Annotated in this window: 15 protein-coding genes; 10 read left to right on the top strand and 5 right to left on the bottom strand. The window is 37.6% G+C overall.

The genetic code is table 11. The annotated features are described in order from the left end of the window. Together ACO1O5_RS18400 and ACO1O5_RS18395 are read left to right on the top strand one after the other, a co-directional pair. A partial coding sequence (locus ACO1O5_RS18400) for an ABC transporter permease (protein ID WP_486272838.1) occupies positions 1-834 on the top strand: 834 nt, incomplete at its 5' end. A 15-nt stretch (positions 835-849) separates the two neighbouring features. Continuing rightward, positions 850-1,371, top strand: a complete 522-nt coding sequence (locus tag ACO1O5_RS18395) for an SRPBCC family protein (protein WP_486272836.1) — start codon at positions 850-852, stop codon at positions 1,369-1,371. Here ACO1O5_RS18395 and bioA read toward each other — a convergent pair whose 3' ends face one another. Continuing rightward, complete coding sequence (bioA, locus tag ACO1O5_RS18390; protein WP_486272834.1) at positions 1,372-2,661, bottom strand: adenosylmethionine--8-amino-7-oxononanoate transaminase; 1,290 nt, start codon at positions 2,659-2,661, stop codon at positions 1,372-1,374. Between the two features lie 119 nt (positions 2,662-2,780). Between bioA and ACO1O5_RS18385 the strand changes: the two genes are divergently transcribed. The 4 genes from ACO1O5_RS18385 to ACO1O5_RS18370 are packed head-to-tail and all read left to right on the top strand — an operon-like array spanning position 2,781 to position 6,568. Then, on the top strand, positions 2,781-3,341 hold the full coding sequence (locus ACO1O5_RS18385) for an RNA polymerase sigma factor (protein ID WP_486272832.1): 561 nt from the start codon (positions 2,781-2,783) through the stop codon (positions 3,339-3,341). Continuing rightward, positions 3,328-4,677: a porin family protein gene (locus ACO1O5_RS18380; RefSeq protein ID WP_486272830.1), complete on the top strand. Its 1,350-nt coding sequence runs from the start codon at positions 3,328-3,330 to the stop codon at positions 4,675-4,677. Before ACO1O5_RS18385 ends, ACO1O5_RS18380 begins: the two co-directional genes overlap by 14 nt. A 56-nt stretch (positions 4,678-4,733) precedes the next feature. Further along, a complete protein-coding gene (locus ACO1O5_RS18375) occupies positions 4,734-6,002 on the top strand; it encodes an LVIVD repeat-containing protein (RefSeq protein WP_486272828.1) in 1,269 nt (422 codons plus the stop codon). A gap of 11 nt (positions 6,003-6,013) precedes the next feature. Beyond that, positions 6,014-6,568 carry a hypothetical protein gene (locus ACO1O5_RS18370; RefSeq protein ID WP_486272826.1) on the top strand — a complete coding sequence of 185 codons (555 nt, stop codon included), beginning with the start codon at positions 6,014-6,016 and terminating at the stop codon, positions 6,566-6,568. Between the two features lie 5 nt (positions 6,569-6,573). Here the strand turns inward: ACO1O5_RS18370 and queG are convergent, their stop codons facing one another. Both queG and ACO1O5_RS18360 read right to left on the bottom strand, forming a co-directional pair. Next, positions 6,574-7,506: a tRNA epoxyqueuosine(34) reductase QueG gene (queG, locus tag ACO1O5_RS18365; protein ID WP_486272825.1), complete on the bottom strand. Its 933-nt coding sequence runs from the start codon at positions 7,504-7,506 to the stop codon at positions 6,574-6,576. A gap of 49 nt (positions 7,507-7,555) precedes the next feature. Next, entirely contained in the window at positions 7,556-8,683 is a 1,128-nt protein-coding gene (locus tag ACO1O5_RS18360; protein WP_486272824.1) for a serine hydrolase domain-containing protein, read from the bottom strand. Positions 8,684-8,738: 55 nt separating this feature from the next. Between ACO1O5_RS18360 and clpB the strand changes: the two genes are divergently transcribed. Further along, positions 8,739-11,360 (top strand): ATP-dependent chaperone ClpB, encoded by a 2,622-nt coding sequence (gene clpB, locus ACO1O5_RS18355; protein ID WP_486272822.1) that lies wholly within the window; start codon positions 8,739-8,741, stop codon positions 11,358-11,360. Positions 11,361-11,437: 77 nt separating this feature from the next. Here the strand turns inward: clpB and ACO1O5_RS18350 are convergent, their stop codons facing one another. Next, complete coding sequence (locus ACO1O5_RS18350) at positions 11,438-11,830, bottom strand: hypothetical protein (RefSeq protein ID WP_486272820.1); 393 nt, start codon at positions 11,828-11,830, stop codon at positions 11,438-11,440. Between the two features lie 111 nt (positions 11,831-11,941). Next, positions 11,942-14,134, bottom strand: a complete 2,193-nt coding sequence (locus tag ACO1O5_RS18345; RefSeq protein ID WP_486272818.1) for a glutamine synthetase III family protein — start codon at positions 14,132-14,134, stop codon at positions 11,942-11,944. Positions 14,135-15,602: 1,468 nt separating this feature from the next. Here ACO1O5_RS18345 and purL point away from each other — a divergent pair. The 3 genes from purL to pyrG all read left to right on the top strand — a co-directional run bounded on the left by purL (position 15,603) and on the right by pyrG (position 20,715). Then, a complete protein-coding gene (gene purL, locus ACO1O5_RS18340) occupies positions 15,603-17,816 on the top strand; it encodes a phosphoribosylformylglycinamidine synthase subunit PurL (protein WP_486272817.1) in 2,214 nt (737 codons plus the stop codon). Then, on the top strand, positions 17,816-18,829 hold the full coding sequence (rfaD, locus tag ACO1O5_RS18335; protein ID WP_486272815.1) for an ADP-glyceromanno-heptose 6-epimerase: 1,014 nt from the start codon (positions 17,816-17,818) through the stop codon (positions 18,827-18,829). Before purL ends, rfaD begins: the two co-directional genes overlap by 1 nt. A gap of 233 nt (positions 18,830-19,062) precedes the next feature. After that, on the top strand, positions 19,063-20,715 hold the full coding sequence (gene pyrG / locus ACO1O5_RS18330) for a CTP synthase (protein WP_486272813.1): 1,653 nt from the start codon (positions 19,063-19,065) through the stop codon (positions 20,713-20,715). Positions 20,716-20,792: the final 77 nt, after the last annotated feature.

Here is a 20,792-nt window from a genome sequence, read left to right as displayed (position 1 = left end):
GTAAAGGGAAAACTGGCGGGAATTATAAATATTCAAAAAAGCGTTTCCGGAAATCCTCCTTATAATTTTACACTTAAAACATTTAATTCCAGCGATGATAAATGGCCTCAGTTTAAAACACTTGTAGAGAGTATTATCAATAACCTGAGTAATCATATTTACAAAGACAGGCCTGCTTATGCCAATTTTGATTTTGATCCAACCAGGGATCGAACGGTGGTAAGACAATACAGGACCATTGACTTTATTCTTCCCGGCCAGCTTGGGTTTTCTTTACTTGCCTCAGGAGTTTTCGGTGTGGCGTTCATGTTTTTTAATTTGAGAAATACATTAGTGTTAAAAAGATTTTTTGCAACTCCAATTAGCAAGACTTACATCGTACTAGGTGAAATGTTCAGCCGCGTTATTTTCCAATTGCTCACGGCTGTTGTAATTATTCTTTTGGGTTATTATGCATTCCATTTCACTTTGGTTCATGGCTTTAAAACATTTTTTGACATGATGGTCCTTAGTTTTATAGGGCTTGTTGTGTTTATGGGATTTGGGTTTATCGTGAGTGGCCTTGCAAAAAATGATAGCACCATTCCGCCTTTTGCGAATCTTATTACGCTACCGCAGTTTCTGATAGGTGGAACCTTTTTTTCTATAAGTGTTTTCCCGGTATGGCTGCAGTGGATTGCGAGGATGATGCCGCTAACTCATCTTAATACGGCGCTCAGGGAAGTTGCTTTTGAAGGGAAAGGCCTCTGGGACGTGAAATGGGAAATTGGGATACTGCTGCTTTGGGGCATTATAACCTACGCAGTTGCCGTAAAAGTATTTAAATGGGAATAAACATCAACTAACCGAATGCGAAAGGCAAAATTCTTTCTTATTGGAATATGTATCCTTATTGGATTCCTTTGGTTAATTACCTTTTTTCTCCCGTCGAAAATTACGGTTTCAAGATGGATCAATATCGATGCAAATCAAAGTGTAGTAGCTGCAGAGATAGCTGATTTTAACAACTGGAAAAACTGGTACCCGGCGTTTCAAAATCAAAATATCAATGTTGATCTATCGCAAAAAAATGATACTTCTTCTGTTACCCTCACCAATGAAAATGGGAAAAGGATAGTCATGGTGTTATCAAAGTCTTCACTGCAAAATATAAATATCCGGTTGCTTGGGGATGATCGAAATTCAAAAATATACCGGTTTATTTTAGTATCTAACAATAAAGGACAAACGCAGCTTACCTGGAATGTAGATATTGAATTGGGATGGTACCCCTGGAAAAAATTAGGAGGTATTTTTCTGGATAAAATTATAGGACCTCATTACGAGGCAGCTTTGGAAAATCTAAAAAAAGCGGCTGAGAAAAAAGGTTAATTAATCTTTGTTCATTATTGATTGCAGGAAACTTTCCACCGTGCTATAGACTTTTTTCAATTCTTTTTTAGTGATACAATAAGGGGGCATTATATAAATCGTGTTCCCCAGTGCCCGCAGGTAAACCCCGTTTTTCATGCAATGGTCGGTAAATGCCGTGCTTATATTATGCAGGTAGTTATCCTGGTCATTTGTAACAATCTCGAATGCGCAAATAGTTCCTAAATGGCGCAAATTTTTAATAATATTTTTTTCTCCAAATAACTGCATTTCTGTCAGAAAATTCTTTTGCTGATTTACAATCTCTTCAATTTCTGCCAAATACTTTTTCTTTTCAAGTAGCCTAAGGCTAGCCAGCGCAGCAGTACAGGCGAGTGGGTTTGCCGTAAATGAATGCCCGTGAAAGAAAGTTTTCATTTTATCATCACTTACAAATGCATCATAAATATTTTGCGTACACGCTGTAATTCCCATTGCCATGGTTCCACCGGTAAGCGCTTTGCTTAAGCAAATAATGTCAGCTTTTTGCTGCATATAATTTCCGGCAAATAAACTTCCTGTTCTGTAAAATCCGGTGAGCACTTCATCCGCTATGCAAATGATATTTTCATTTTTCATAAAAGACAAAAGTTCATCCAAATGCTTTGCGTCATACATTCTCATTCCACCTGCGCCCTGCAACAAAGGTTCATAGATAAAACAGGCAATTTCATTTTTATACTTTTCAACTTCCTGCTGCAGTTGTTGTATGCTGTTACCATCAGGCGTATCAATAAAAATTACTTCAAATAATTTGTCTCTGAAGGCCAAAGTAAATGTTCCTCTTTCGCTAATACTCATGGCACCAAATGTGTCGCCATGGTACGAATGATGAAATGCAAGAATTTTATTCCGGTTTCCTTCACCTTTATTCATCCAGTATTGCAGCGACATTTTTATAGCAACTTCCGTTGCAGTTGATCCATTATCACTATAAAATATTTTTGAAAAATTGCCCGGTAATATTTTCAGGATTTTGTCCGCAAGTTTAACCGCGGGTTCGTGGGTGAAGCCCGCAAATATTACCTGTTCTAATTTCCTCGCTTGTTTGTGCAGTTTTTTTGCAATGTATTTATTGCCATGCCCGTGAATAGTCACCCACCAACTGCTTATTGCATCAATGTAGGTCTTTCCCTTCTCATCGTACAACAATGTTTTTCTCCCTTTTATAATTGGGATAGAACGGGGACGATTTTTTTGATGTGTGTATGGATGCCATATCAAATCAAAATCTTTTTCACTCAAATTCATCTTAATAAGTTTGTCTTTGATTCAAAGTTAGTTAATCGGGGGTTTCCCGATTTTGAATAAAAAATTTATTGGATGCAACGATATTCAAAAGCTTGTTGTCAACATGCTGTAATACGTATATGGATTATAAAAAGCTGGTAGCAGATTGTATAAAATGCATCCCGGATGCGCAAAGGCAATTGTATGAACATTTTGCCCCTACCATGCTGGGTATATGTTTCAGGTATACCAAAAGTATTGCTGATGCCGAAGATGTTTTACAGGATGGTTTTATAAAAGTCTTCAAACACTTGCATAGCTATAAGTTCGAAGGTGAGTTAGGCGGGTGGATAAGAAGAATTATGGTGAACACCGCATTAAATTTTTTAAAAACCAGCAAGAAATATCAATACGATCTTTCATTCAGCGAAATGCCCTTGCACCCTGTGTCTACAAACGATCCTGTAGTTGATCTGCAAACGAAGGAATTGTCTGAATTGATACGCCAATTGCCCACCGGCTTTCAAACGATTTTTAATCTTCACGCCGTGGAAGGATTTTCTCATGTTGAAATTGCGTCTATGCTCGGCATTAGTGATGGCACATCAAGATCGCAATATGCCCGGGCAAGAGCTTTATTGATTGATTGGATTGACAAGTTTTCATTAAAAGAACAACCGGAAAAATATGGAAGAAAATAAATTTGAAAAACAGGTTCAACAAAAGATGGATGAATTGCAGATTCAGCCGTCGGAGGCTGTTTGGAAAAAAATTGAATTACAGATAGGGAAAAAGAAAGGCCGCAGATGGGGATTGATTGTTTTGTTTACTTGCATCTGTGCTCTCTTGGCGGGGAGTTATTGGTTGTGGAATGGGGAAAAGAAAATCTTTTTGGAAAATAGGAATTCTACAAAAAACACGTTGGAGAAAAATAGCAAGACGTCGCCAACAATAAAAGAAAATAAAATTGTTCAACAACAAATGAACGCAGTTTCCCCAACGACAATTAAAAAAAATAATGATGCTGCAAAAGATGAAGAAAAAGGAAATACAAAGCAACAAACACTTTTTAATAATTCAAGGGCAAAAGAATCATTAAATTCCGATGATAATAGCGCAACGACATTTCCAGGTAGTAAAAAAATGAACAATGAAATGCCAGGTAAAATTGTAATGGGATCATCGTCCGCGGAATCATCACAAGATCAAACTGAAATCGAAAATGTGGTACCGGGTTCGTTAATTAAAAAAGATGAAAAAGTAACAGTTGATACGCTCCCAAAAAAGGTTGTTTTGGATGAAATAACGAAACTACAAGACACATCTAAACCACATCAAACTAACAACGAAACCGTAAAAAATTCCGATAAAAATAAATGGAAGTTTGGGGCATTATTTGTTGCAGGAATTTCCGGTGCAGGAAAAGATTTTCTATCGCTCAACGCTGCTCCTGTTCTTTATGATCCTGGTGCCCTGAATTCGACAGGACAACCGAGACAAGCATTCTCATCGTCTGGAACAAAGGCTGGCTTTGGGTTTATAACCGGTGTATCAGCGGAAAAAAATATTTCAAGAAAGATAAAATTCGTGTCGGGAATAAATTTTAAATCCTTTAGTACTTCTTTAAAATTATATGATTCGGCGGGTACATATTATGCACGAACACCATCCAATAAATATGTAAACCATTTTAATTTCATCGAGGTCCCTTTGTCGCTAAAATTCCAGGTTGGGAACGGAAAACATTTGCCATTATCGTGGCAGGCGGGTATTACAATGTCTCAATTAATCAGCAGTAATGCGTTACAACTTAATTCATCAACCGGGTATTATTATAAGGACAATTCTTTATTCAATAAAACTCAAATCGGATTCAATACCGCCTTTTTATTCACTTTATTTTCAAAACAGAAAAATCCAATTTTGATTGGTCCTTACTTGTATTATGATGCAACTCAAATTGCCAACCAGGGACTATACAACAAAAAGCATTTGGTATTTACTGGTTTATTTACGCAAATAATTTTTGGAAAATAATTTCGGAATGCAACGGTTTTTGCTGGAACGTGGTCAACAATCAAAAATCTTTCGTCATGAAAAAATATTTATCCTTTATTTCTATACCATTTGTTGCTTTATTAGTAACAATTGTTTTTAGCGGTTGCGTGAAAGATACCTGCAAACACACTTTTTCGTATAGGATGTGGCTTCCCGTATATAAAACAACAGCCGAGGTGCGGGCTAACATTAAAAGCAACCAGGCCGAGGCAATTCAACAACCTGGTAAAATTGTTTTATTGGGAAACTATATTTTTTTAAATGAGGTTGATAAGGGCATCCACATTATTGATAATAGTAATCCTTGGGCACCCCAAAACATTGCCTTTATTAATATTCCGGGAAATGAAGATTTGGCTGTAAAGGGAAACACACTTTATGCAGATTTATATACCGATCTCGTTACGCTTGATATCTCTGATCCATTACATGTAGGTGTGAAGAAATATACCGAAGGCGTTTTTCCAGATAGAATTTACAGCAATGGATTTTATGCGGATTCTTCAAAGGTAATTGTTGACTGGATCAAAAAAGATACAACCGTTACGCAGGATTGTGGTGTTAGTGGAATATTCTATAATGTTCCCGGCGCTTTGTTTACTTCTTCTTCAGGACAGAGTGCTAAGAATAGTCCTTCCTCTGCCATAGGCCAGGGTGGCTCGATGGCGAGGTTTGCATTGGTAGGTAACTATCTTTATACTGTAGGATATTCAGATTTAAGTGTTTTCAATATTGCCAACAGCAATGATCCGTTATTTTCAAATAAAATTCAGATCGGCTGGAACGTGGAGACTATTTATCCCTTTAAGAATAAGTTATTCGTTGGCTCGAATAACGGTATGTATATATATGATATCAATGCTTCTCCCTCTAACCCTGCAAAGGCCGGCGAATTTACTCATGCACGCTCCTGCGATCCTGTTATTGCTGATGATAGCTACGCTTATGTGACTCTTCATTCTGGTACTACCTGTCTTGGTTATAACAATCAACTTGATGTGATAAAGTTGAATAATTTAACGGATGCTGAATTGGTAAAAACATATAATCTAACCGGCCCGCTTGGCTTAACGAAAGATGGCAGTCTCTTATTTATTTGTGATGGAACAGACGGCCTTAAAATTTATAACGCTACTAACGTGCTGAACTTGCAATTAATAAAGCAATTTCCGGGATTGGAAGCTTTCGACGCTATCGCATGGAATAAGATTGCTATTGTTGTAGCGAAAGACGGATTATATCAATATAGTTATTCCGATGCAAGTAATATTCATTTGGTGAGTAAACTGAATATAACGAACTAACCTGACCGCTTATGCGATATAAAACAACTATACTTTTTCTGCTGGCAGTAACATGGTGTTTGTGTGTGAAAGCCCAGGACAAAAAAATCGAATTTCATTCAATTAATTCTGCCGGATTATTGATTGGAGAGAATGGCACCGATTTGATGTTACAAACCATAAATGGAATAGCCTATAAAAGTTATTTTTCCGGGATTGGTTTTGGAGTCGATTACTATCAATTTAATTCGTACCCTTTATTTTTTGATCAACAGGTAGATTTTGGAAAAAAGAAAAGCGGTTTTATCTACGGTGATTTGGGATATAATTTCAACGCTAAAAACAAGCCTGGTAGGGACATTTATTATTATAACACTTACCATTTTACCGGCGGTGTTTTTACGGGGCTTGGAGTTGGCACTAAAATTAAATTTGATAAAAACAATTCTTTTCTTCTTAGCATTGGCTATAGCTACAAGGAGCTAAATCTTAAAATTAGAACCACCGGTCCTGCTGATGGCGTTGACTACAGTAGTTATAAATATGGGAATGGAAGAATTGTTTTAAAATTGGGAGTAGATTTTTAATTTTATTAATCAGAAGAAAGAAAATTTAAATTCCTTTTTATTCCCTGGTATTTTGCTCTATTTAGCGGCGAATCTTTAAAAATTATTTTGAAAGTCTCCTCCGTGATTTCTTCCCAGTCCTTCTTACTGAAGTTTAATATCTCACGCAAAGGAGTAAACGCAGTTTCAGTGGTTGGCGTTGAAAAACGGTTCCATGGACATACATCCTGGCAGATGTCGCAACCGAAAAGGTTGTTTTCGAATTTTCCTTTCATATCACCAGGAATCAACAAGTCTTTTAATTCGATAGTAAAATAAGAGATGCACTTACTGCCATCGATAACTTTATCCGGCAGTATGGCATCTGTGGGGCAGCTATCAATACATTTCGTGCAGGTGCCACAATAATCTTTAATAAATGGATAATCCGGTTCCAGATCTAAATCGGTTATTAATGTAGCTATAAAAAAAAATGAACCATTTGTTTTTGTAATCAGGTTCCCGTTTTTCCCAACCCAGCCAAGCCCGCTTTTTTGTGCCCAGGTTCGCTCAAGAACAGGGGCACTGTCTGTAAATCCTCTCCCATGTACCTCACCGATAGTATCTTTTATCAGTTGTAAAAACGTTTTCAATTTTTCTCTAATTACTTCATGATAATCTTTTCCATAGGCATATTTCGAAACTTGTGGAGCTTCTCCATTTTGTTTTTGGGCCGGGTAATAATTAAGCAACAAGGTAATTACCGATTTGGCGCCCGGAACTAATTTTGTGGGATCAATTCTAAGATCAAAATAATTGTTCATGTAAGTCATGCCGCCCTGGAAGCCTTTGCTTAGCCAGTTTTCAAGCCTTCTGGCGTCATCATCTAATTTTTCCGCTTTGGCAATTCCGCAATAGTCAAAACCCAGGGATTTTGCCGCCGTTTTAATAAATATAGTATGCTGTTCTTTCACCGCCATAACAGGCAACAAATGTACTTCTCTTTTTTTCGGGCGTGTATTACGATAATTAATTTTCGTCTATCTGCTTATCCACAATCGATTTTAATTCTTTATAAATTTTCCCGCGTCCTTTGTTTTTCAGATTAAAAACAAAAAGAAAACCAGCATATTGTCTTTCATTGTCAACCCATGGAAAACTGCCAAATAAGCCGGGACTTGTAACTGCATTCGATCTGCCAATAGCATCATCCATTACCCATTCTCCAAGACCATATCCCCAGTTGCCCGCTTCGGCAGGAGAATAAGCAACTTTTGCATCTTTGACATAATTTTCTTGCATTTTTATTATAGACTCTTTCGATAGAATTTGTTTCCCTTTGTAATGTCCATTTTGCAATATCATCTGGAGAAAATGAATATAGTCTTCCGGCGTGCTATATGCTCCTCCGGCTGCCAGCGGAATGTTGGCGTTACCAAAGTCAGTATTTTTCATACCACATGGTATCGCAATCCTTTCTTGAAACAATGTTTTAAAATCTTTGCCACTTATCTTTTCTATAACGGCGGCGGCTATTTGTAAACCAATGCTACTGTAATGAAAAACTTTTCCTGGTTGTCCCTCCATTGGCTTCTCAGCAATTTCTTCCATTATTTCGTTCATCGACGAAGCCTGGTCAATTAAACCCCTGGATTCTTTAAGATTGCCACCATTTACTGCCGTGGTGTGCGAAAGGCATTCCCAAATTGTTATATTACCTTTTTTATGGGCCGTCATTACCGGTAAAAATTTTCCAATGGTATCGTTTAGGTGTAATTTGCCCTCATCCACAAAAGTCATTACCAAGGCGGCGCTTAACCATTTACTGCAACTTGCAATTGCTGCCCTGGTAGTAAAATCGTAATTATTCAAAAGTTGTTGAGGATCTTTGCCTTGTCTTTTTGCAATAAATTTTACAATCATTCTCTGTTTGGGTGAAAGATCATTTTCGGCCTTTTCATATATGATCTTTCCATCTTTTAAAATTACGAGGACCGCCCTTCCACCTAATTGGTTGATGTTATCTTTAAGCCAATTATCTACAGCGGTAAAATTATGTTGCTGGGCAAAAGTGAACTGAAATAATAACAGGAAAGAGCCAATAAGACTGCATTTGCGGCAGAACCATACAGGATTTTGAGACAATATATCTTTCATTTTTATTGGATTAATATTTGCGGCTCTGGTTTAAATTTAAATAAAGATTTGTATTATGAACCCAAACAATTTAACTATAAAGTCACAGGAGATTTTTCAGAAGGCGCAACAATTGGCCTTCAATGAAAAGAATCCAAATATTGAAACGGAGCATTTGCTAAAGGCATTGCTTACGGATGAAGATAGTCCGGTTGAATATCTACTTAAAAAAAATAACATCAATGTAAATTTTGTTGAAAGCAAAGTTGACGAGAGTTTGCATAAACTTCCTAAAATGAGCGATGGCGAACCTGCACAGGTCATAAGCAGGGATTTAAACAATGTGTTACTGCGTGCTTCCAATACATTAAAAACATTTAATGATGAGTTTGTGAGTGTTGAACACTTATTGTTGGCTATCGTTCAGGGTAACGACAACGCAGCGAAGATTTTAAAGGATGCAGGCCTTACCGAAAAGAGTTTAACAGCAGCAATTAAAGAATTGAAAAAAGGGTCAACGGTATCTTCTCAAACATCGGAAACACAATTTAATGCTTTGAACAAGTATGCTAAAAATTTGAATGAATTAGCGAGGAGTAACAAACTTGACCCTGTTATCGGCAGAGATGAAGAAATAAGAAGAACCTTACATATTCTATCGAGAAGAACAAAAAATAATCCCATATTGGTTGGTGAGCCTGGCGTTGGTAAAACGGCTATAGCAGAAGGTTTAGCTCATCGAATTGTCAATGGCGATGTTCCTGAAAATTTAAAATCTAAAATAATTTTTGCCCTGGATATGGGCCTGTTAATTGCGGGTGCAAAGTATAAAGGAGAATTTGAAGAAAGATTAAAATCAGTAATTAAAGAAGTAGGGGATAGCAACGGCGAGATCGTTTTATTTATTGATGAAATACATACGTTAGTTGGTGCAGGGGCTGGCGAAGGTGCTATGGATGCAGCTAATATTTTGAAGCCTGCTTTGGCTCGCGGAGAGTTAAGAGCAATAGGTGCAACTACATTAAATGAATATCAAAAATTCTTCGAAAAGGATAAGGCACTTGAAAGAAGATTTCAAAAAGTATTGGTTGATGAACCAAGTGTTGAGGATGCCATTTCAATATTGCGGGGAATAAAAGATAAGTATGAAACCCATCATCATGTGCGAATTAAAGATGAAGCTATCATCGCAGCAGTAGAGTTATCACATCGTTATATTACCGATCGTTTTTTACCAGATAAGGCGATTGACCTGATAGATGAAAGCGCTGCGAAATTGCGGCTTGAAATGAATTCAATGCCTGAAGATCTGGATAAATTGGAAAGAGCTATAAGGCAACTGGAGATAGAAAGAGAAGCAATTAAGCGAGAAAAAGATGCCGCTAAATTAAAAGAACTTAATACGGAAATTTCTAATCTCTCTGTGCAGCGTGATACGTTCAAAGCTAAATGGCAACAGGAAAAAGAAATTGTCGAAAAAGTTCAAAATGCCAAAGCAGAAATTGAAAGACTTAAAATGGCCGCTGAAAAAGCGGAACGTGAAGGCGATTATGGAAAAGTAGCGGAGATAAGGTATGGTAAATTACAGGACCAGGAAAAAGTGATAGCAGATTATACCGCTCAGCTTGATGAAATAAGCGAAAAGAGATTATTAAAAGAAGAGGTAGATGCTGAAGATATTGCAGAAAGTGTTGCAAAGGCTACGGGCATACCTGTAAGTAAAATGATGCAGAGTGAGAAAGATAAATTATTGAATCTCGAAGACGAATTGCACAAAAGAGTAATTGGGCAGGATGAAGCGATAGAAGCCGTCGCAGATGCCATACGCCGGAGCAGCGCGGGTTTACACGATCCGAAAAAGCCTTTGGGCTCTTTTATATTTCTTGGTACAACTGGTGTGGGTAAAACTGAATTGGCAAAGGCGTTGGCTGAATATCTTTTTGATGATGATAGTATGATGACGAGAATTGACATGAGTGAATACCAGGAAAAGCATTCCGTAAGTAGATTGGTTGGTGCGCCTCCGGGGTATGTTGGTTATGATGAGGGAGGACAGCTAACGGAAGCGGTTAGACGCAAACCTTATAGCGTGATATTACTGGATGAGATTGAAAAAGCTCATCCCGATGTATTTAATATTTTGTTGCAGGTATTAGATGATGGAAGACTGACAGATAATAAAGGAAGAGTGGTGAATTTTAAAAATACCATCATCATAATGACAAGCAATATGGGCAGCCATATTATACAAGCTAACTTTGATAATGTAACAGAAGAAAACAAAGAAAAGGTCGTCGAACAAACCCGGCGAGAAGTGCTGGAGTTATTGCGGCAAACCATCCGGCCCGAATTTTTAAACCGGATCGACGAAATAATAATGTTCCAGCCTTTATTGAAAGGTGAAATTAAAGACATCATAAGGATTCAATTGCATGATCTTAAAGACCAGCTTTTGAAGAATGGCGTTGTATTGGAATTTAGCGAATATGCACTGGACTATCTTGCAGAAAATGGATTCGATCCCCAGTTTGGAGCAAGGCCTTTAAAGCGCCTTATACAAAAGCAGATTATTAATCAATTGAGTAAAAAGTTACTGAGCGGAACTATTGACAAATCGCATCCTGTATTGGTGGATGTTTTTGACGGAACCGTGGTCTTTAGAAATGATGTGAATATGCATGAAAAAACTGTAGTATAATAAAGTGAGCCAAAAATAAAAGACCCCCTATTATATAGGGGTTTTTATTTTTTTGGATGGGTTGCCAGTACCAATGTTCAATTACCAGTTTGATTTTGTTTGTCCTGCTGCATCCGCAATTGTTTTCTTTCTTCTCTTAATTTTTCCATTTGTCCTGGTGTTAATATGCTAATCAATTTTTCTTTTTGTTCCCTGCGCAAATCCTTCAATTGGCTTTGTTTTTGTCCGTCATTGAGCGATGGATCAGTATTAATCGAATCTATTCGTTGCTTCATATAACGGCGAAATTCTCTAAGCTGGTTCATTTGTTGTTTGGTTAAATTAAGGCTGTTCATTGTTTCATGCTTCTCAGCGCTTTTGCTTGAATTAGACACAACATTTTGTGTTGAATCGGTTAGCCTCCGTATTTGGCCATTTGTCTTAACGGCAAATGAACCAGCAATAAAAATAATCGCCAATATTTTTTTCATGATTTTTTGTTCGCAAAATATAGACGATTCCTTTTTAAGCGGGTTTAAATAGTTATAAAAATTAAAAACCCTGTACAAGACAGGGTTTTAATCAAATAATCCGAAAATATTTTATCTTAAGAAGAGCATCTCGCGATATTTCGGTAGTTCCCAATATTCATCGTCTACCAGGAGTTCCAGTTTATCTACATGATACCTTATTTTATCAAAATGAATTTTCACCGTATCGCAATAAGCAATGGCTCTATCACGGGTATCTTCAATTTTATTGGCAGTTTTTCTTGCCCCTATCATTGCTTCCACACTTGAGCTGATATTGGAAATATGGTTGGATATATTAGTAGCGATGTGCTTTTGATTAGCATATGAGCTTTCATCCATCCCAACATTTTTTAAGCCCTGGATGTTCTGTATTAAAACATTTTGATATTTTATGGCAGCCGGAAGTATATAGGTGCTGGCTAAATCTCCTATAACTCTTGCCTCGATTTGAACTTTCTTCACATAATTCTCAAGCATAATTTCATGCCTTGCTTCGAGTTCGCTGTGTGTGTAAATATTATGATGTTCAAATAGCTTTTTAGCTTTGTCTGTCACAAAAGCATCCAAAGCAAGAGGTGTTGTCTTTACATTGGGCAAACCTCTTTTTTCAGCTTCTTTTTCCCACTCGTCACTGTAGTTGTTACCTTCAAACAAAACAGATTTGCTTTCGACAATATATTTCTGAATTATTTGCATAATCGCAACTTCTTTCTTTTCACCACTATCAATAAGCGCATCAACGTCTACTTTAAACTGGGCAAGTGTTTCTCCTAATATAGTATTTAAAACAGTCATTGGTTGTGCGCAGTTGGTGGCAGAACCTACTGCTCTAAATTCAAATTTATTACCCGTAAAAGCAAAAGGTGAGGTCCGGTTTCTATCGGTGTTATCCAATAATAGTTCCGGAATGCTTTTATGTATATCAAGTTTCAATATAGCTTCATCCTGTTCATCGAATTTGTCGCCGACTCTTTTTTCAATCTGGGTAAGTACATCAGTTAAGTATTTTCCGATGAATATGGAAATGATGGCAGGGGGTGCTTCATTAGCTCCCAACCTGTGGTCGTTACCTGCAGAAGCAATAGAAGCTCTTAAAAGATCTGCGTTGTCATGAACGGCTTTAATAGTGTTTACAAAAAATGTAAGGAACATTAAGTTCGTCTTTGGTGTTTTACCGGGCGACAAAAGATTTACACCGGTATTGGTCGCCATACTCCAGTTATTATGTTTACCACTTCCATTAATTCCGGCAAAAGGTTTCTCATGCAACAAAACCATCAGGTTATGTCTTTTTGCAACACGAGTCATAACATCCATCAACAATGTGTTATGATCCACTGCAAGATTCACTTCCTCAAAAATTGGGGCGCACTCAAACTGAGAAGGCGCCACCTCATTATGCCTTGTACGTAGTGGAATACCCAATTTATAAGCTTCTTCTTCGTAATCTCTCATAAATGCATAAACCCTTTCAGGGATAGATCCAAAATAATGATCTTCCAATTGCTGTCCTTTGGCAGGAGCGTGCCCAAAAACGGTACGGCCTGTCATTACAATATCAGGCCTGGCATTGGCAAGACCAGCATCTATTACAAAATATTCCTGTTCCCATCCAAGCGTGGGCGTTACAGCAGTTACATTCTTATCGAAGTACTGGCATACATCAATTGCCGCTTTATCAAGAGCTACAAGGGCTTTTAAAAGCGGAGTTTTAGCATCAAGTGATTCGCCGGTATAGGAAACAAAAATGGTAGGTATACATAATGTTTTGCCCTGACCTATTTCTATAATAAATGGAGGAGATGATGGATCCCATGCAGTGTAACCGCGTGCTTCAAAAGTTGTGCGTATTCCTCCACTTGGGAAAGAAGAAGCATCTGGCTCTTGCTGAATTAAAGCATCGCCATCAAATTCTTCAAGTGCAGTACCATCGCTTTTCAGGGTAAAAAAGGAGTCATGTTTTTCAGCGGTCGCGCCGGTTAGCGGTTGAAACCAGTGTGTAAAGTGAGTTACTCCTTTGGTCTCGGCCCAGGCTTTTAACCCGGAAGCAATCTGGTCACCCATATTGCGATCTATCCTATTTTGGCTTTTAATAGAAGATTTAAGGCTTTTATAAGCATCATCACTTAGAAATTCCCGTGCCTTTTGTAGCGTAAAAACATTCTCGCCGAAAATTCCCGTTATTTTTTTTGACTTGGGAGCATTTTCCACTCCCGAATTAGAAATTAATGTGTAAAGAGCATTTAGTCTTAAAGATTGCATTTTTTTAAATTTAGATAGCAAAAAAACGAGTTATACGTTAGATAAACAAAGATTTTTTTGCAAATGTGGTTAAATTTTCCACAACTGTGGATAAAAAACAAACATACCATTATGTTTTAATATGAAATATTTCTTTAAGTCTTTTCCAATCTGTGTAGCATACTAATGGAATGATCAGAAAGGGCAGGTATACACTTCTGTACCTGACTATAGCACCTACTATGGGAATTGTATATCCTATTACAAGAAACATAGTACAGGAAAAAAAGACTGAAAAGTAAATGAACGGCGTGACCGCTATATTTTTTTTTCGGAAGATAGTGAATAGCAAAAAAAGTATCTCATAAATTAATATTTCTAATCCCGAAGGAATATATAAAAAATTATTGTGTTCGGTTAGATAGGGTCTCATTAAACTATGATTAATTGCTTGTGGAATATTATTTAAAAAACTTCTGAAATTGGGATATAACGGATTGATATTTATTGCGGATGCACCATTCTTGGCTATCTCGATAAAATCCAACTGGCGACTCGAAACATGAGCAGGCAAATTATAAGCAGGAGGTAAATACGAGGTGCAAAAAAACAGAATGCTGCTAAAAAGATATATACCTAAGAATATCGCCAGTGAATATTTGGGCCTGTATTCGGTGAGGATCCATGCTATTATCGCGGGCACTAATGTTATCAACACAAAATTTCGCAAAAGGAGTACAAGCCCCAAATAAACCAGGCAAAGAAAAATATTTTTGAATGAATATTTCCTATTCTTCATCATAAAATATAAATAATAAATAGCCATGGAAAGGCATAAATAAATTAGGCCGTCGCGATGGATACTACTACTATAATAAATAGTTGACGGCAGTAAAAAAATACATCCAATTAAAACTAGTTTTCGGGACGGAAATTCTTTTATAAAAACACGATATAACCCGACATTACCAATAAAGATCAAAAAGTTGTAAAAAAGAGAGTTGATAAAAAAATTCGTTCGGCTGAAAATATTAAATAAAGAAAGCAATTTTACAATCAGGTTACTCCTTGTATCATTCCAGTACGAATTGGTGCTTTCTAAAAAATTACCGTATCCGATACTATGATTATTGTGAAAAATGTTCGTGAAATACTCCATTGGGTTTTGGAAGAGGAGATGATATTCGTCTATACCCTGCAATTGAAAAAACCTGCTATCGGAAACGGAATAATAAAACAGACTGATATATCCGTTTACCAATCCTGCAAAAACCCTTATTAAAAATAAAGCTATAAGAATACGGTTTTCTAGCTTGGATTCTTTAATAAATCGTATTCGTGTAATAAGCCAGCAAAAAAGAACAAGATAAAATGCAAATAGTAAATATGACAAGCAGAAAAATTTAATTGTGGGAAGTTAGTTAAAATAATTACACCAGTTTTCTCATATAAAGTTCAGGAGATTGTAAGTTTGCGGTTCTAAATAATTATGGAAATAACATTTGAAACTGCCGAAAAATTAGGCCTTACAAAAGATGAGTTCGACCACATTGTTCAAATTCTAGGGCGAATACCCAATTTTACAGAACTAAGCGCCTATTCAGTAATGTGGAGTGAACATTGCAGTTATAAGAATTCAATAAAGTGGCTAAAGACTCTACCCCGTGAAGGTTCTAAGCTGCTTGTAAAAGCAGGCGATGAAAATGCAGGCCTGATGGATATTGGCGATGGCTGGGGAGTGGTGTTTAAAATTGAAAGTCATAACCACCCGTCGGCAATTGAACCGTTCCAGGGTGCAGCAACGGGTGTGGGTGGCATACATAGAGATATCTTTACGATGGGTGCCCGCCCTATCGCCTCTCTAAACTCACTGAGATTTGGAAATCTTGACCACGAAAAAACGAGACACTTATTAAGCGGTATTGTTCACGGAATAGGACATTATGGTAATTGCTTCGGAGTTCCAACTGTTGGCGGCGAGGTATATTTTGAAGATTGTTATTATACCAATCCATTGGTTAATGCGATGAGCGCCGGAGTTGTTCGTTTAGGGCATACCGTTAGTGCTACAGCGGTTGGTGAAGGAAACCCGGTTTTTATTGCCGGAAGTGCGACCGGTAAAGATGGAATGGGTGGTGCCGCTTTTGCTTCCGCCGATATCACCGAAAATAGTATGGAAGATCTGCCGGCAGTACAGGTGGGAGATCCTTTCCAGGAAAAGAAATTGCTAGAAGCCTGTCTTGAAGTAATTGCGACGGGCGCTGTTGTGGGAATGCAGGATATGGGCGCGGCAGGTATCATTTGTTCTACAGCGGAAACGAGTGCAAAAGGTGGGGTAGGAATGAATATTCATCTTGAGAAAGTTCCTACCCGTCAAAAGAATATGAAAGCATGGGAATTACTGTTAAGTGAAAGCCAGGAGAGGATGTTATTAACTGTTGCAAAGGGAAGAGAAAAAGAAGTAATCGACATATTTGAAAAATGGGATTTGCCTTGCTCGCAAATTGGTGAAGTTACCTCGGGCGAAATGCTTCGTTTTTACATGAATGATTTGCTGGAGGCAGAAATCCCTGCCGTGAGCCTCGTGCTTGGCGGGGGAGCGCCTGTTTATGAAAGACCTTATAAAAAACCCGCCTATTTAGAAAAAAATAATGATTTTGACGTAAATAGTATTCCGATTCCTGGAGATCTGAAATTGATAGCGGAGAGACTCATTGCGCTCCCCAACATTTCCTCAAAAAAATGGATTTATAATCAATATGATAGCATGGTTGGGGCGGCTAATTTAAATACAAATGCTCCGTCTGACGCATCGGTTGTCGCTATCAAAGAAACTTCGAAAGCTTTAGCGCTTACCACAGATTGTAACAGCCGATATGTATTTGCCGACCCTTGCGTCGGTTGCATGATTGCAGTAAGTGAGGCCGCCAGGAATATCGTTTGTAGCGGCGGTTTACCATTGGGTGTTACCAATTGCCTCAACTATGGTAATCCTTACGATCCCGAAGTGTATTACCAGTTTGTTGAAAGTATTAAGGGAATGACGGCCGCTTGCAATAAGTTTAATACACCCGTAACTGGTGGTAATGTCAGCTTTTATAACCAGTCGCCGTCGGGTGCCGTTTATCCAACACCTACGATTGGTATGGTCGGCCTCCTGGAGGATTCCAAAAATAAGATGACGCTTGATTTCAAAAATGAAGGGGATATAATTTATTTATTGGGTCATGTAAAAAATGATATTAATTGTTCCGAATATCTGCATAAGATTTGCGTGGTAGAATTTTCTCCGCCACCTTATTTTAACCTGGAGGAAGAATTTCGTTTACACAATACAGTTAGCGATCTTATTTCCGCAAGATTGATTGAATCCGCTCATGATATAAGTGAAGGTGGATTATTTGTAACACTTGCCGAGAGCGGTTTTAACAGGCTTCTTGGCTTTGAAGTTGCCCAAAATAATGACGCTGTTCGTAAAGACGCCTATTGGTTCGGAGAATCCCAGGGTAGGGTAGTTGTTACAGTGAAACCTGACAAGGTCCTTGATTTTGAAAGCACTTTAAATATTCCTTTCGAAAAATTAGGAACCGTAACTTCTAGGGACATAAATGTTGACGGAAATGGTTGGGGGAATATTTACGAATGGCGTGAAAACTATGATAATGCTATCGGAAATTATTTTAAAAGCTATTTGCCGGAATAATGGATAAAGAATCAAATATAGTTGTAACTGGTGCTGCAGGTTTTATAGGCAGTTGCCTCGTTTCATTTCTGAATAACAAAGGCTACCATCATCTTATTTTGGTAGATGATTTTTCTCAAAAAGAAAAAGACGTCAATCTTGATGGAAAAAAGTTCTTAAAAAAAATTGAACGGGAATTATTTTTTGATTGGCTACAAAAAGAAAACCCAACAATAGAGTTTGTGTATCACATAGGTGCACGAACTGATACAACGGAGTTTGACTATTCCGTTCACGAACGTCTAAATGTCGATTACAGTAAAAAGATCTGGATATATTGCAGTGAAAACGATATCCCACTGGTATATGCATCCTCTGCAGCTACCTACGGTGCCGGCGAATTAGGTTATAAAGACGATGAATCAATTTTAGAACAACTGCAGCCGTTAAATCCTTACGGAGTTTCTAAAAATGAATTTGATAAATGGGCCCTTCGAAGGGTTCAGGATAAAATGTCAAAATCGCCGCCAGCCTGGGCTGGGCTCAAATTTTTTAATGTTTACGGCCCAAACGAATATCACAAAGCGAGAATGGCAAGTGTAATTTTTCATTCCTACAACCAAATTGTAAAAAATGGTTTTGTCAAGCTATTCAAATCACATCGACCTGATTTCGCGGATGGAGAACAATTAAGGGACTTTATTTATGTAAAAGATGTTCTTAAAATTTGCTTTTGGTTTCTGGAATGCTGGATGCAGAATCATGAATCATTTGTGTCGGGAATTTATAATGTTGGCACGGGCAAGGCAAGAAGTTTTAATGATTTGGTAAAAGCAACTTTTGCCGGGATGGATCTCCATCCCGAGATACAATACATTGATATGCCTGAAGATATAAGAAATACTTATCAGTATTATACGCAGGCAGAAATGCAAAAAATAAGAGAGGCGGGATATGTTGAAAAAATGTATTCCCTGGAAGAAGGAGTGGATGATTACGTTAGAAATTACCTTTCAAATAACGAATATTATTGATATATCCGGGTAGATATTGGAAAATGAGAGACTAGTTTTTCAGATGATCATATCTTTTCCACAAAAGACGCAACATATACGATCCAACTCAAAATTTTCTGTATGTTTGCATGACCTCACGGAGTTTTTTTATTCTCACTTTTCCGCCGGTCAGTTTTTAAGTCGTTCAAACAGCACATATTTTTTTAAGTTGTTTTGAATGGCATTTTATTTTTAAAACAAATGTCAATAAAATGGCCAAGTATATTTTTGTAACCGGCGGGGTTACTTCTTCATTAGGTAAAGGGATAATTGCTGCTTCCCTTGCAAAACTTTTGCAGGCAAGAGGCTTGAAAGTTACCATTCAAAAATTTGATCCTTATATTAATGTTGACCCAGGTACGCTGAATCCTTACGAACATGGGGAATGCTTTGTTACTGAAGATGGTGCCGAGACTGACTTAGACCTTGGCCATTATGAAAGATTTCTGAATATTTTTACCTCGCAGGCTAACAATGTAACAACGGGCCGCATCTATCAAACAGTTATAAACAAAGAAAGAGAAGGCGATTATCTTGGAAAAACAGTACAAGTTGTGCCGCATATAACGGACGAGATTAAACGCAGAATGTTGTTGCTTGGCGAGAAAAAAGAGTACGACATTATTATAACGGAAATTGGAGGTACTGTAGGTGATATAGAAAGTCTTCCGTTTATTGAGGCTGTTCGCCAACTACAATGGGAGATGCCTGAAGAAGATTGCATTATTGTACACCTTACATTAATTCCTTACCTGAAGGCTGCTAAAGAACTAAAAACCAAGCCGACTCAGCATAGTGTAAAATTGATGAGCGAGAACGGAATCCATCCTGATATATTGGTTTGCAGAACAGAACGTCCGCTTACGGATGAACTTAAAAGAAAAATTGCGCTTTTCTGTAATGTGAAGCAAAATGCAGTAATTGAAGCGGCCGATGCATCAACCATTTACGAAGTGCCAATTTATATGTTGCGTGAGAAACTAGACCTGATCGTTTTAAACAAATTAAATATTACCAATTATAACGAACCGGAACTGGCAAAATGGAAAGAATTTCTTGATAAACTCCGGCATCCATTTAATAAAGTAACTATTGGGCTCATCGGAAAATATATTGAGTTACAGGATGCTTACAAATCGATATTGGAATCGTTCATACACGCGGGGGCAATGAATGATTGCAAAGTCCAGATTGTAAATGTGCACAGTGAGTTCATTACTGATGAAAATGTTTGTGACAAATTGGGTAGTCTCGACGGTCTTCTTGTGGCTCCCGGCTTTGGGTTCCGAGGTGTTGAAGGCAAGGTAATTGCCGTGAAATATGCCCGTGAAAATAAACTTCCCTTTTTTGGAATATGCCTTGGTATGCAAATGGCGGCAATAGAATTTGCCAGAAATGTTTTAGGAATACGCGATGCTGATTCTACCGAAATGCAACCCGACACGCCTAATCCTGTAATTGATATGATGGAGGAACAGAAGAAGATTACGATAAAAGGAGGAACTATGAGGCTGGGTTCATACCCGTGTGTTTTAAAAGAAAATACACTGGCTTACAATATTTACAGAACATCAGATATAAACGAAAGACACCGCCATCGTTGGGAATTCAACAATGAATATCTCAGCCGATTTGAGGAGGCAGGTATGATCGCGAGTGGTATCAATCCTCAGACTGGTCTTGTTGAAATACTTGAATTAAACGGACATCCGTTTTTTATTGGAGTTCAATATCATCCTGAATTAAAAAGTACTGTGGAAAATCCTCAACCTGTATTTGTAAGTTTTATCAAAGCGGCAAAGGAATTCAAAGAACGCAATAAGATTGCTGATTCAATTCAAATGCAGGGAGAAATGAGCAATTGATGAATTCACGATCTGCATCTCTCCATTAATTAATTCAACATTTGCGGGATCTATTGCTATTGTTTTTTAAAGCTTGA

Source organism: Ginsengibacter sp. (assembly GCF_057362405.1).
The sequence above is the reverse complement of the archived record's forward strand: the minus strand, read 5'-3'. Positions and strand labels throughout refer to the sequence as shown.